Annotated in this window: 10 protein-coding genes; all 10 read left to right on the top strand. The window is 67.3% G+C overall.

The features are described 5' to 3' along the window. The first annotated feature begins 18 nt into the window (after nucleotides 1–18). The 10 genes from ADK54_RS28950 to ADK54_RS28905 all read left to right on the top strand — a co-directional run bounded on the left by ADK54_RS28950 (nucleotide 19) and on the right by ADK54_RS28905 (nucleotide 13,929). On the top strand, nucleotides 19–1,233 hold the full coding sequence (locus ADK54_RS28950; RefSeq protein ID WP_053728693.1) for a glycoside hydrolase family 88/105 protein: 1,215 nt from the start codon (nucleotides 19–21) through the stop codon (nucleotides 1,231–1,233). 7 nt (nucleotides 1,234–1,240) lie between these two features. Next, entirely contained in the window at nucleotides 1,241–2,017 is a 777-nt protein-coding gene (locus ADK54_RS28945) for a hypothetical protein (RefSeq protein ID WP_053728692.1), read from the top strand. 140 nt (nucleotides 2,018–2,157) lie between these two features. Beyond that, nucleotides 2,158–3,732 (top strand): glycoside hydrolase family 28 protein, encoded by a 1,575-nt coding sequence (locus ADK54_RS28940; RefSeq protein ID WP_234392247.1) that lies wholly within the window; start codon nucleotides 2,158–2,160, stop codon nucleotides 3,730–3,732. Nucleotides 3,733–3,758: 26 nt separating this feature from the next. Further along, nucleotides 3,759–5,606, top strand: a complete 1,848-nt coding sequence (locus ADK54_RS28935; protein WP_234392246.1) for a discoidin domain-containing protein — start codon at nucleotides 3,759–3,761, stop codon at nucleotides 5,604–5,606. Next, on the top strand, nucleotides 5,603–7,081 hold the full coding sequence (locus ADK54_RS28930; protein WP_078966719.1) for a glycoside hydrolase family 27 protein: 1,479 nt from the start codon (nucleotides 5,603–5,605) through the stop codon (nucleotides 7,079–7,081). Before ADK54_RS28935 ends, ADK54_RS28930 begins: the two co-directional genes overlap by 4 nt. Before the next feature lie 352 nt (nucleotides 7,082–7,433). Then, nucleotides 7,434–8,450 (top strand): chitinase, encoded by a 1,017-nt coding sequence (locus ADK54_RS28925; RefSeq protein ID WP_234392245.1) that lies wholly within the window; start codon nucleotides 7,434–7,436, stop codon nucleotides 8,448–8,450. Between the two features lie 12 nt (nucleotides 8,451–8,462). Beyond that, nucleotides 8,463–9,728 (top strand): glycosyl hydrolase family 8, encoded by a 1,266-nt coding sequence (locus ADK54_RS28920; RefSeq protein WP_053728691.1) that lies wholly within the window; start codon nucleotides 8,463–8,465, stop codon nucleotides 9,726–9,728. 74 nt (nucleotides 9,729–9,802) lie between these two features. Next, nucleotides 9,803–11,821 carry a PQQ-dependent sugar dehydrogenase gene (locus tag ADK54_RS28915; protein ID WP_234392244.1) on the top strand — a complete coding sequence of 673 codons (2,019 nt, stop codon included), beginning with the start codon at nucleotides 9,803–9,805 and terminating at the stop codon, nucleotides 11,819–11,821. Nucleotides 11,822–12,200: 379 nt separating this feature from the next. Further along, nucleotides 12,201–12,611: a RidA family protein gene (locus tag ADK54_RS28910; RefSeq protein ID WP_053728689.1), complete on the top strand. Its 411-nt coding sequence runs from the start codon at nucleotides 12,201–12,203 to the stop codon at nucleotides 12,609–12,611. A gap of 376 nt (nucleotides 12,612–12,987) precedes the next feature. After that, nucleotides 12,988–13,929, top strand: coding sequence for a hypothetical protein (locus tag ADK54_RS28905; RefSeq protein WP_199827050.1), 942 nt, complete (start codon nucleotides 12,988–12,990; stop codon nucleotides 13,927–13,929). Nucleotides 13,930–14,362: the final 433 nt, after the last annotated feature.

The following is a 14,362-nucleotide window of genomic DNA, read 5'->3' as shown; positions in this document are numbered from 1 at the left end:
ACGTGACCTGAGGTGACCATGACCAGATCCCCAGCCCGCCCATGGCACGCCACCCGAAACCGCCGACCTCGCAGGCGCCTAGTCACCCTGCTCGCCGCACTCCTCGCCGTCGCCGGTCTCACCCTCGGGGCCACCGCCCCCGCGACCGCATCGCAGCCCGGGGGCGCCAAAGCCACCGACTGGTCGGTCGCCATGACCACGTCGACGCTGGCTCGCTTCACCCCGACGTCCATCGGCGGCTGGTCCTACCCGGTCGGCCTGTATCTCTACGGCCAGTACGAGGTCTACCAGCGCACCCACGACGCCAAGCTGCTCTCCTTCATCAAGGGCTACGTCGACCGGTTCGTCGACAGCAAGGGCGGCATCAACCAGAGCTTCAACAGCCTCGACAGCATGCAGGCCGGCCGGCTCCTGGTGATCCTGCACCGCGAGACCGGTCAGGACCGCTATCGGGTCGCCGCGCAGAAGATCCGTAACCGACTGAACACCTACCCCCGCACGTCCGACGGCGGTTTCTGGCACGCCGACTCCAGCAGCAGGGCCCATCAGCTCTGGGCGGACGGCGTCTACATGGTCAACCCGTTCCTCGTCGAGTACGGCAAGGAGTTCAACGACTCGGCCTACACCAACGACGAGGCCGCGAAGCAACTCGCGGTCTACGGAAGCCACTTGCAGGTGGCCAACGGGCTGCTCAAGCACGCATACGACGAGTCGCGCACCCAGAGCTGGGCCGACCCCACCACCGGGCTCGCTCCCGAACACTGGTGCCGGGCCATCGGCTGGTACTCGATGGCCGTCGTCAACGTCCTGGACGCCATCCCCGCCAACCACCCACGCCGTTCCCAACTCATGGGATATCTAAGGGACTTGGCGGGAGGGCTTGAGCGCTATCAGGACCCGAAGACCGGCCGCTGGTTCCAGGTCGTCGACAAGGGTTCCCAGGCCGACAACTGGACCGAGACCTCCTGCTCCAGCATGTTCACCTACGCCCTCGACCGGTCCGTCCAACAGGGCTACATCGACCCGCACTTCGAGGCCGTAGCCCAACGCGGCTACCACGGTGTACTCGCCAAGATCTCGCTCGGCTCGGACGGCCGGACCAACCTCACCGACATCTCCATCGGCACCAATGTCGGTGACTACTCCTACTACGTCGGGCGCACCCGGGCCACCAACGACTTCCACGGCCTCGGCGCCTTCCTGATCATGAGCGAACAGCTCAGGTCGAGGTGACCCGCCGATGACTCCCACCCGCAGGGCCCTGCTCTCGGCCGCACTGGGCGGCGCGGCGGCGGCCGGACTGCCCGGGGCCGGCGCACATGCCGCGTCCTGGCAGCAGAAGTGGGCGCCGTCGGCGGCCGCCGACGGGCTCAAGGCCTTCGAAACGATCGAGGACGACCGGGCGAACTCACACCCCGCCGGACACCCCCACATACTCCCCGACGGTGACAACTTCCGCTTCAACATGCACACCGTCGACCGCGACACCATGACAGACCGGCAGCGCCAGGAGATCACCGGGCTCCGCAACGGCGGCTCGTACCTGAAGTGGCTGCCCGGCCAGACCTGGCGACTCACGTACTCCATGTTCATCCCGAGCTCGCTGAAGGCGACCACCACCTTCACCCACATCATGCAGATGAAGCAGCCCGGCAACGGCACCTCGCCGATCGTCGTGCAGTCGCTGCGGCGGGTGAAGGGGATGCAGACCATCGAGCTCCAACTCCCCATCAGCGGCACCCTGATAGGCCGGACCAACCTCGACCCCCTCCATGACACATGGACCGATGTCGACTTCCAAATCAAGATCGGTGACAAGACTGCGGGCTCGGTGCGCTGGATCCTCAAGAGTGGCGGCACCACCGTCATCGACAAGTCGGCGACCGGCGTCGACACCTTCCTTGGCGACCGGGTCCGCCCGAAGTGGGGCATCTACCGCTCCCTCGGGGACACCTCCGGGTCCCTGCAGAACACGTATCTGCTGTTGACCAACCTCCGCGGTTACCAGCTCGTTTGACCGCTCACCCGGCCAGTCACCCAATCACTCGTCCGACACATTCAACTGACCACCCGTCAAAGAGAGACGTTCCCATGCACCCACACATGAAGAGATGGCTCACACTCGGGGGGCTGCTCCTCGCCTGGTTACTGGCCTTGGTGCAACCGACCACTGCGCTGGCCGTGTCGTCCCCGGCCCGCCCCGCGCCCCAGGACCACCAACTAACCACCTCCACACCAGAGTTCAATGTCAAGGACTACGGCGCCAAGGGGAACGGCTCGGCCAATGACAGCCCCGCCGTCGACAAGGCCATCACCGCGGCCAACGCCGCTGGCGGCGGGACCGTGCGGTTTCCCTCCGGCACGTACAAGTCGCAGAACACCCTCCACATGAAGTCCAACGTCACGCTGCAACTCGACTCCGGTGCCACCCTGAAGGGCTCGAACGCCGGTAAGTACGATGCGCCCGAGCCCAACCCGTACGACCAATACCAGGACTACGGGCACAGTCACTTCCACAACGCGATGATCTACGGCGACCGGCTGACCAACATCGGGTTCACCGGAGCCGGAGTCATCGACGGCGGTGGAAACCTCATCACCGGCAACCCCAAGTCGGGCCAGGCCGACAAGATCCTGTCGCTGACCCGCTGCAACGGACTCACCCTCGGCGGCGGGATCACCCTGCGCCGCGGCGGCCACTTCGCCGCACTCATCAACGGCTGTACGCAGGTGACCTCCGACCACCTGACCATCGACACGGCGAGCGACCGCGACGGCTGGGACGTCATCAGCGCGACCCATGTCACCATCACCAACGCCGTCATCGCGGCCAACGACGACGCCCTCGTCTTCAAGAGTGACTACGCACTCGGCGTCAAACTGACGAATGGCCATGTCACGGTCCACGACAGCAAGTTGTCGGCCAAGTGCTGCAACGCTCTGATGTTCGGCTCGGAGACCTGCGGCGACTTCGCCGACTACCAGTTCCAGGGCATCACCATCAACGGCGCCGACAAATCCGGGCTCGGCATGGTCTCGATGGACGGCGCCGACATCAGTGACGTCCACTACCGCGACATCACCATGGCCAACGTGCACTCACCGATCATGCTGAAGATCGGAACCAGAAAACGTTGCGGAAACAGCCCGGGCGCGGGCCACATCTCCGGCATCACCTACGACAACATCACGGCGACCGGCACCAGCCCGTCGTTCTCGCCGACCCTGTGGGGTGAGGCGGGCGCGAACCACATCGACGGCGTGACGTTCACCAACGTCCACCTCACCGTGCCGGGTGGCAACGGCACCACGTCCACCACCGTGCCGACCAACAATGCGACGGACTACAACCCGAACTCCATCGGCATCCGGCCCGCTTACGGCTGGTACCTCCACAATGCCGACCACATCTCCTTCACCGACAGTTCGGTGCGGTTCGCCGCCGACGACGGGCGGCCGGCGGTCATCACCAACGGCGGCGGCCCGGTCACCTTCACCCGCTTCACCGTCCAGCGCGGCGCCAAGAGCCCCTACGACCTGGCCTTCCAGAACGTGCCGGGCGGCTACTGCGTCGCCGACAGCAAGAACACCACCGGCGGTGCCCTGCGCATCAACGGCACCGGCTCCACCCAGTCCTGCGACGCTCACGAAACCGGCGCCGGAACTGCCCGTGTCACCGCCGGCGCCGCGAACCGCGCGGCCCACCTCGACCACCTGGAGGGACCGGCATGAGAGCGCTCTCGGTCAGGCCCGGTCGCTTGACCACAAGACTCCTGCTCGTGGTGGCCCTGGTGCTCGGCGCACTCTCGCTCCAGGCCCCCGCCCGCGCCGATCTGCAGAACCCGCGCCAGGACTTCCTGCGTGCCTCCACCTCCGGGCTCTTCCTGCACTGGGGCGAGCGGACCGCGCCCGCCCACACCAACTGCGCCGCCTGGGAGTCCGACGTCACAGCCGGCGGCTGGAGCCCGGACTACTGGGTGAACGAGGCGCAGAAGCTGCACGCCCAGTACCTCGTCCTCGCCACCTTCCACAGCCGCCTCGGCTACGCCCGCCCGTGGCCCTCCAAAATCCCCGGCAGCTGCTCCACCAAGCGCGACTTCCTCGGCGAGTTGATCGCGGCCGCCAAGGCCAAGGGCCTCAAGACGATCCTGTACATGACGGACGACCCGCAGTGGCACGCCGACGGGGGTCATGAGTGGCTCGACTCCGCCGGCTACTCGGCGTACAAGGGCAGCAAGGTCGATCTGACCACCCGGGACGGCTTCGGGCAGTTCAGCTACGACAACTTCTTCGAGGTCATGGACCGCTACCCGGACCTCGGCGGTTTCTGGATCGACAACGACAACGACTACTGGCTGAGCCACAACCTGTACCAGCAGATCTACCAGAAGCGCCCGGGCTACACGATCAGCAACAACAACGAAGACACGCCGATCATGGACATGATCAGCAATGAGCAGAAGACTGGCATGACGCCGTCGTACGACTACCCGCAGGCGCTCTACACCGCACAACCCCGTCTGACCGAGGCCGACTTCAAGCTGCCGTCCACCGGGGCCTGGTGGTACGACGGCTCGAACCCGGCCGTGGACAAGAAGCTCACCCTGGGGCGGCTCATTAGCAACGCGGGCTCGTCGGTGAAGGCCCTCATGGCGGAAACGGCCCAGGTGAACGGCAAGTTCCCGTCGAATCAGAGCGCGTTCAACGACTTCGCCAACGGCTACCTCACCCCGATCTGGCAGTCCCTGCACGGCGTGGAGGGCGGCGGCTACATGTACGGCGGCCTCAAACCCGGGTTCTGGAACGACGGTGCCCAGGGTGTCACCACCATCAGCAAGACCGACCCGAACCTCCAGTACATCCACGTCATCACCCCGCCAAGCACTTCCACCCTCAAGCTGCGCGACAACGGCTACCAGGTGACCGGGGTGACCAACCTCCGTACGGGCACGGCGATTTCGTACAGCCAGTCTGGTGGCACGCTCAGCCTTACGGGCTTGTCCGGGTGGGACCCGTACGACACTGTCCTCAAGGTGACCACGAAGGGGCGCACCGGGATCATCGCCCCGTCCAGTTACACCATGAGTGCCTCGGCCTCGGCGAGCGGTCATGGTGCGGCGGCCGCCGCGGATGGCGATTACCTCACGTACTGGGACAGCGACAAGACCCTCCCGGTGCGACTCGACTTCAGCCTGGGCGCGGCCAAGACCGTCCGCTACCTCGGCATCAACCAGCGTGAGGACTCGGTGAGTTACGTCCGTTCGGACACCGAGCAGTCGGCTCGGATCAAGGGCTACAAGGTGTACGTCAGCGCCGATGGCAAGGACTGGGGGAGCCCGGTGAAGTCCGGCACCCTGCCGAGCGCGCGGGGAGTCGCCTTCATCGACATCCCGGCCGTCTCCACCAGCCACGTACGCCTGGAGGTGACCAGCACCTACGCCGCCTCTACGGACACCGCCCGCTACGAGCGGCTGCGGATCGACGAGACATGGCTCGGGAGCGCATACGCCACGACTGGCTCGGCCGCGCCCCTGGCCCGCACCAGGGCTGAGAGCGCTCTCAACCTGCCGTCCGGTTCCACCATCGACGACGCGGAGGCGCCGTGACCAGCCCCAGAGTACTTCCCGGCAGGCTCAGGGCACTCTCCGCGGCCGCACTCGGACTCGGCCTGGCCCTCGCGGGTGCAGGCTTGTCCGCACCCCAGCACGCCGCCGCATCGGACAACGGACAGTCCGTCAAACCGGCCATGGGGTGGTCGAGTTGGTCGTACGTCCGACGCACGCCCACCGAGCCCGAGATCAAGGCGCAGGCCGACGCGATGGCGGGCAGCGGCCTCAAGGACCACGGCTTCCTCTACGTCAACCTCGACGACTTCTACCAGAAGTGCGACTCCAACGGCTTCGTCGTCGACTCGTACGGGCGCTGGACCGTCGACAGCGCCAAGTTCCCGTCCGGCATCAAGGCGTTGGCGGACTACATCCACGCCAAGGGCCTGAAGTTCGGCTTCTATGTGACCCCCGGCATCGCCAAGAACGCGGTCACCAAGAACACCCCGATCGAGGGCACGTCGTACCACGCGAAGGACATCGCCGACACGACGAGGACCGAGAAGAACTACAACTGCAAGAACATGTACTACATCGACTACGGCAAGCCGGGGTCCCAGGAGTTCGTCAACTCCTGGGCGAAGCAGTTCGCTTCGTGGGGCGTCGACTACCTGAAGATCGACGGGGTGGGGAGCGCGGACATTCCCGATGTCCAGGCCTGGGACAGGGCGCTGCGCGCCAGCGGCAGGCCGATCAACTTCGCGCTGTCCAACAACCTCCCCATCGCCGACGCCACCACCTGGAGCAAACTCGCGAACAGCTGGCGCACCCAGGGTGACGTGGAGTGCTACTGCGGACCCGGGCCGAACGGCAGCGGCTACCCCCTGACCGACTGGTCACATGTCTCGTCCCGCTTCAACACGGCCGCCAACTGGGCGCGGTACGCGGGCCCCGGCGGTTGGAACGACCTGGACTCCCTGGAGATCGGCAACGGCGACCAGGCCGGGCTCACCGCCGACCAGCGCCGCTCGCAGCTCACCCTGTGGGCGATGGCGGCCTCCCCGCTCCTGCTCGGCACCGACCTCGTCGCCCTGAACGCCACGGACAAGGCGATGCTCACCAACGACCGGGTCCTCGCGGTCGACCAGGACGGCGTCGCCGCGAAGCGCATCGTCAGCAGTGGACCGGGCCAGGTCTTCAGCAAGCGGGAGGCCGACGGCGACTACGTGCTCGCGCTCTTCAACACCGGTACGTCCGGGAAGGCGACGGTCGGCGTGAACTGGTCCCAGGCCGGCTTCTCCGGCAGCGCCAAGGTCACCGACCTGTGGTCGGGAGCGGGCGGCGGCACTGTCGCGGATTCCTACGGCGCGAGTCTGCGCCCGGGCGAGACCCGCCTCATCCGGGCCCGGCCGACGACGTCCACCGCCGTACGGAACGAGCCCGAGAGCGCTCTCAACCCGCCGCCCGGCCAGATAGGGCTCGCGGCGAGGCCGGACACCGGCGCCCCGAACCCGGACTACCCGGACCGGGGCTGACGGGACCTTGGGGCTTCGGCAGGGCCGCCGGGGGCGGCTTCTGCCGGAGCGGGCTGGGGTGACGGGGGCGGCCGTCACCCCGCTCCGGCCTGCCCTCAGACGCCCAACTCATGTACTGCGAAAGGGATTTGATCCCGCGCGAGTCATTGACACCAGGCGCTCCAGGCACTGCGATGCAGTGATGGTTAGGAAGCTTTCCTAACGGGGTCGCGGTGCCCCGGCGGCTTTCGCTGCTCTCGCAGCGGCTCCGCTGCCCCGTAGCCCGCAGTGATCCGCAGTAGTCCCGAGTGCACCCCCCTCAAGAGACCCCCCAGCACCTCAGGCCCCCGTACGCCCCATGGAAGGAACCCCCGTGCACGCTCCCGTACCTCCAAACCGTCTCGCCGCGGCCCTCGCCGGCGCCGGCTGTCTGCTCCTGCCGCTGATCGCCGCCGTCCCCCAGGCCAACGCGACGGATGCCCCGCAGGCGGCCGCCGCCTCGGGCGCCATGGCCGTCGCCCCGTACGAGTACCTCGGCTGGGGCAATCCGCAGAAGCCCACCGACGTCATGGCTGCGACCGGTGTCAAGTGGTTCACGCTGGCCTTCATCCTGTCCGACGGCGGCTGCAACCCGAAGTGGGACGGCTCGCGCGCGCTGACCGGCGGCTCCGACGAGAGCGCGATCAAGTCCATTCGCGGCGCGGGCGGCGACGTGGTCGTCTCGGTCGGCGGCTGGAGCGGCAACAAGCTCGGCGAGAAGTGCTCCAGCGCCTCGGCGCTCGCCGGCGCGTACCAGAAGGTGATCAACGCGTACCACCTGAAGGCGCTGGACATCGACATCGAGGCCACCGAGTTCTCGAACGCCACCGTGCGGCAGCGCGTGGTGAGCGCGCTGAAGATCGTCAAGACCAACAACCCCGGCATCGTCACGTACGTGACCATGGGGACGGCCCCGAGCGGGCCCGACGCCAACGGCAAGGACCTCATCAAGAAGGGGGCGGCCGCCGGGCTCGCCAACGACGGCTGGACGATCATGCCGTTCGACTTCGAAGGCCACAGCGGCACCATGGGCTCGGCCACGGAGAGCGCTCTCGAAGGTTTGAAGGCCGCGGTGAAGAGTGCCTACGGCTACAGCGACGACGCCGCCTACCGGCACATCGGCGTCTCCTCCATGAACGGCAAGACCGATGAGTCCGACGAGACCGTCACCACCGGCGACTTCCAGACCATCCTCGGCTACGCCAAGCAGCACCACATAGCGCGCTTCACCTTCTGGGCGGTCAACCGGGACCGGCAGTGCGGCTCGGGCGGGGATGCCGGGAGTTCGTGCAGCGGGGTCGGCCAGTCCCCGTACGCCTTCACCAAAATCGTCTCCCAGTACGCGGGCTGAGGGCGGGCCGACATGACGCATCAGCAGTGCAGGAGAGCGCTCTCAGCCCTCGTCGCGACGGCAGGTCTCATGGCGGGCGCCCTGACGGCAGCGCCGTACGCGGCCGCCGCGCCGAGCGGCCCCGCCGTCCCCTTCGGCAGCCACCAAATCCCATACGCCGCAGGGACGTTGAAGCCCTCCGGCAGTCAGGCCGCGATCGACCAGCAGGTGGTCGACAAGTACAAGGCGTGGAAGGCCGCTTTCGTGAAGCAGGACTGCGGCAACGGCTGGTACGAGACGCTCTCGCCGGACGCCGACCACCCCTATGTGGGGGAGGGGCAGGGGTACGGCATGGTGGTCACCGCGCTGATGGCGGGCGCCGACAACGATGCCAAGAAGATCTTCGACGGCATGATCAAGTACGTCCTGGCCCACCCTTCGTCGAACAACTCGGGGCTGCTCGCCGCCGAACAGGACAAGTCCTGCAAGAGCGTCGACGGCTCCGACTCGGCGACCGACGGCGACCTCGATGTCGCGTACGGGCTGCTGCTCGCCGACAAGCAGTGGGGCAGCTCGGGGACGTACGACTACAAAGATCTGGCCGTCAAGCACATCAATGCCATCAAGAAGAGCGAGGTGAATCCCACCACGCACCTGATGCTGCTCGGCGACTGGTCGACCCCGGGCGAGTCGCACTACTGGATCTCGCGCTCCTCGGACTGGATGGCCGACCACTTCCGGGCCTTCGAGTCGGCGACTGGTGACGGTACGTGGGACACCGTGCGCACGGCGCACCAGAAGCTGATCACCTCGCAGCAGTCCAAGTATGCTGCCAATGCAGGCTTGTTGGCCGACTTCGTCGTCAACACCAACGGCACGCCCAAGCCCGCCGCGGGCAAGGTGCTCGAATCCGCCAACGACGGCGACTACGGCTGGAACGCCTGCCGCGACGCGTGGCGGATCGGCGCGGACGCGGTGACCAGTGGGGACTCCGCCTCGCTCGCCTCCGCGCGCAAGCTCAACGGCTGGATCAAGAGCAAGACCGCCGGCGACCCCGGCAAGATCGTCACCGGGTACCACCTCAACGGCACGGCGTTCGACAGCGGCAAGGACATGGCGTTCACCGCTCCGTTCGCCGTCGCCGCACTCACCGACCCCGGCTCGCAGGCCTGGCTCGACGCGCTCTGGAGCAAGCTGGCCGCCTCCCCGGTGGACCCGAAGCTCTATTACGGCGCCAGCGTGCAGCTCCAGTCCATGATCGTGACTTCCGGCAACTACTGGGTACCGCAAGATTCCTGACGGAGGATCAGATGCGTCTCGCAACACCCCCACGCCCTGCGAGAGGCCGGGCCCGGAAGGCGGCGGCAGCTGCCGTGCTGCTGCTCTGCGCCGGCCTGGTGCAGGCGGCGCCGCAGCCGGCCTCCGCCGCGTCCACCCGCTACGAGGCCGAGAGCGGCACCCGCTCGACCGGCAGTACCGTCGACACCAACCACAAGAACTACTCCGGCACCGGATTCGTCAACTCCAACAACGCGGTCGGCGCCTACGTCGAGGTCACCGTCAACGTGGCCGCCGCGGGTAACGCGACCATCGACATCCGCTACGCGAACGGCACCGGCGCCAACCGTCCCGCCGACGTGTCGGTCAATGGCGCCGTCGTGTCCGTCGCGCGAGCCTTCGACGCAACGGCGAATTGGGACACGTGGGCCGACTCCACCCTCACGGTGGCGGTCAAGGCGGGCAGTAACAAGATCCGCCTCGCCTCGACCACCGCCGACGGCCTCGCCAACATCGACTACGTCGACTTCAGCGGGGCATCGGGCGGCGACACCCAGGCCCCCACCCGGCCCGGCACACCCACCTGCTCGGCGGTCACTGAGAGCGCTCTCACGCTGAGCTGGGGCGCCTCCACCGACAACGTGGGCGTCGCGAAGTACGACGTCTACGAGCACGGCAACAAGATCAATGAGGTGGACGGGACCCTCACCTCCGACCACCTCACCGGGCTCACCCCCAACACCACGTATAACCTGACGGTGCTCGCCCGCGACGCGGCCGGCAACGTCTCACAGGCCAGCCCCGCGATCGACTGCACCACGCCGCCCAGCACCGACACCAATCCGCCCACCAAACCCGGAACCCTCACCTCGTCCCATGTCACCGCCAACAGCGTGGACCTGAACTGGGGTGCCTCCACCGACGACAAGGGTGTCACCTCCTACGAGGTGCGCAGTGGCGACAACGTCTACAAGGCGGTCACCGGCAACCCGCCCGGCACCAGCACCACCCTGACCGGCCTGGCCTGCGACAGCCCGTACTCGCTGACCGTCGTCGCCAAGGACGCGGGCGGCAACGTATCCCCGGCCAGCAACGCTGTCTCCTTCACCACGGCCACCTGTCAGACCGACGGCGGAGTCCCGTCCTCGATCACCACGCTGTCCATCGACTGGACCATTCCGTGGGGCACTTACTGGATGCCGGACAACTCCAGCGCCCTGGTCACCGAGCGGGACAGCTTCAAGGTGTACAAGGTGACACCGAACGGGACCAAGACGCAGGTGGGAAGCGTTCCCAACGCGGTCACCACCGACGGTGAGGGCGGTCTGCTCGGCGTCGCCGTCGACCCCAAGTGGGCCACGAACCACTATGTGTACTTCATGCACACCGCGGCGGAAGGCAACCGCGTCGTGCGCATGACGTACAACGGGAGCGCTCTCAGCAACTACACCGTGCTGCTCCAGGGGATCAAGAAGAACAGGTACCACAACGGCGGACGGCTCGCCTTCGGTCCCGACGGCTACCTGTACGCCTCGACCGGCGAGGCCCAGACACCCGACCTCGCCCAGGACAAGAACTCACTCAACGGCAAGATCCTGCGCATGACCACGGACGGCAAGCCGGCCCCGGGCAACCCGTTCAACAACTACGTCTACAGCTACGGGCACCGCAATCCGCAGGGCCTCGCGTTCGACCGCAACGGCCGCTTGTGGGAGGCCGAGTTCGGCGACAGCAAGAAGGACGAGCTGAACCTCATCAAGCCGGGTGCCAACTACGGCTGGCCGACGTGTGAGGGCCCCTGCAGCACGGCCGGAATGACCAACCCGAAGGCCAGCTGGCCCACCGGCCAGGCCTCGCCCAGCGGCATCGCCATCGTCCGCAACGTCGTGTACATGGCGGCCCTCAAGGGCGAGCGGCTGTGGCGCATCCCGATCACGGGCGACACGGAGAACGTGGGTACCCCGACGGCGTACTACGTGGGCTCGTACGGGCGGCTGCGTACGGTCACCAAGGTGCCGGGGGAGGACGCGTTCTGGCTCTCGACCACCAACGGTGACAACAACGGGACGGGGGGAGCCGGCTCGGACAAGATCTTCAAGGTGCTGGTCAAGTAGGCCTGGAGGAAGGGTAGTTGGGCTCAGCATTGGCGCCGCCGGCATGCGGGAAGGTGTCCGCTCACCCCGCACGCCAGCGGCGCTTCTGCTGTGCCCGCAGACTGGCCGGTGCGCGGCCCCTACTGGTCGCTCAGCCATTGTCGCGCTGTCCGTGGCCGCGCTGGCGCAGCGAAGGGTGGTGTCCGTATCGGTGCTGCTGCGTCTCACCGCACTGACACGGCAGGGCGGGAGGGTGTGACAGGCGGAGGGAAATTCGTTGCCGACCAACCGATCTCCGAGCCTGCGCAAAGAGGTTGGCGGCGAAAAGCGGAGGCGGGAGAGGCTGGGGCGCTGGCAGGATGGCCGCGCTTCCCGCCCCGTGTGAAAGGACCCGACGACCGTGGTTCGCGCCGTCACCCTGATCCGTTCCGCCGCGCTGTCCGACGTGGCCGAGTACGCCTACGCGGCAACGGCTCCCGCCGAGTCGCGCCTCATCTTTCTGGCCGGCGCGTGCCCGTTGAACGACGACGGCTCCACAGCGGCCGTCGGGGACTACGCAGGCCAGGCGGCGAAAGCCGTCGAAAACATGCGGACCGCGCTCGCCGCCGCCGGCGCCTCGCTCCAGGACGTCATCAGCACCAGGGTCCTCGTCGCGTCGGCCCGGCAGGAGGACCTGGTGGCCGCCTGGGAGGTGGTGCGGGACGCGTTCGGTGCCCATGACGTTCCCAGCACCCTGATGGGTGTCACCGTGCTCGGCTACGACGATCAGCTCGTGGAGATCGAGGCCGTCGCGGCCGTGCTGGATTCCTGAGAGCGCTCTCGTCAACCCTGCGCAAGTCATGTCGCTTGGCGTGATCTTGCCGGATGCCGAATCAAGCGGCGCTGCCAAGGCTTGGCCGCATCCTCGGCGAGCGCGCGTCAGGCGGCGGAGACCGGTGTGAACGGCGCGGGCGCATGGCCGATGGGGTCGGTGTCCTGTTGCTATGAACAGCCCTCTTCAGCCGTCGGCGTCCAGCGTCAGTCGGGGCTATCAGGCACGCGGTGGCAACGGGCACGGCAGACGGATAGCACCTTCGAGTGACGATCGGTCGCGGTGGGGCGGTAACGGGCTGTCGGGGCGTCCGGGTTGGCACTATGGCTGCACGCCTGAGCCCGGCGCGAGCCGCAGCGGGCAGGCCCGGGAAAGCGTGGCGATCGGAAGTGGGAAGACCGTGCAGATGCTGGAGCAGCCGTGGTCACAGCGCGAGCCGAAATACGTGCTGCGCAAACTCCCCCAAGTGACATTGCTGTTCTGGGTGTTGAAGACGGTGGCCGTGACGCTGGGCGAGACCGCCGGGGACCTCATGGGCATCACCTTCCGGCTCGGCTACGTCACCACAGCGTGTCTCTTCCTCGCGTTCTTCCTGGTCGTCGTGGTGGCCCAGGTGCGGGCCCGGCGGTTCCACCCCGCCCTCTACTGGGCTGTGGTGCTGGCGACGAGCATGGTCGGCACGGAGATCTCCGACTTCATGAACCGCGGCTTCGGCCACGGCAGCGCACCCGACGGCGTCGGCTACGCCTGGGGCGCCGTCATCCTGACCATCCTGCTCGTGCTCGTCTTCCTCCTGTGGTTGCGAACCGGGCAGACCTACGACGTGGAGAACATCTCCAGCCGCACCGGCGAAATTCTCTACTGGACAGCGATCCTCGTCTCCAACACCCTGGGAACCTCCAGTGGAGACTGGCTCTCCGACGACACCGGCCTGGGCTTCCGAGGCGCCTTCCTGGTCATCGCGGGCATCATGCTGCTGATCGTGGCCGCGCACTACCTCACCACCATCAACGGAACCGTCCTGTTCTGGCTGGCCTTCGTCCTCACCCGCCCCTTGGGCGCGGCGGGCGGCGACTCGCTGACCAAGTCGGTTGCGCAGGGCGGCCTGGGCTGGGGCACCGTGGGCGGAACCGCGGCTCTGTGCGGCCTGCTCGTCGTCCTGACGGCGTACCAGACCTGGCACGTCCGCAGTCACCCACTGGCCCCGCTGCCCGCACCGGTGGACCGGCGCACCGGCCGGCCCCAGCGGCCCAACGGCGCACCGACCGACTCGGCCACGCCGGTCCGCGCTCGCCCGCACGACATCGCGCAGTTGTAACCCCTGAGCCCAAGCCCTCGCCGGGCCTGCCATCGCCGTTCGGCCACCCTGCGGCCGCTTGATCCTACGGAATCGACAGCCCGGCGATCTCCCGGAAAACCGTCCGGAACGACTCAACTCGGCGTACCTCGGCCCATGTTGAGTCGACATCCGCCTCACCACACATGACAAGGGTCGAGGGGTGTCTCGTCTGAGCCGACACGACACATGGCAGGGCAAAGGTCCCAGATTGCCGCGATTTTTATATATATCTTCACGCTGAGCAATCAACCCAGGGCTTCGCGCCCAGGTAGGAAAGGGCCAAACCATGCGCAAGTTTCAGCGCGCTGCCGTCGTAGTCGCAGCGGTTACGGGGCTGTCCGCCCTCAGTGTCGGCGTCAGCTTCGCCGACGGCTACGACGCCCCCGCCGCCCCCGGCTATGACGCCCCCGCC

It is taken from the genome of Streptomyces sp. WM6378 (genome assembly GCF_001279695.1).
Taxonomy (GTDB): Bacteria; Actinomycetota; Actinomycetes; order Streptomycetales; family Streptomycetaceae; genus Streptomyces.
This window is presented reverse-complemented; position numbering and strand designations above follow the sequence as displayed.

Coding starts and splice junctions, on each gene's coding strand:
- ADK54_RS28945 (WP_053728692.1), top strand. CDS start 1,241: ATGACTCCCACCCGCAGGGCCCTGCTCTCGGCCGCACTGGGCGGCGCG.
- ADK54_RS28920 (WP_053728691.1), top strand. CDS start 8,463: ATGACGCATCAGCAGTGCAGGAGAGCGCTCTCAGCCCTCGTCGCGACG.
- ADK54_RS28950 (WP_053728693.1), top strand. CDS start 19: ATGACCAGATCCCCAGCCCGCCCATGGCACGCCACCCGAAACCGCCGA.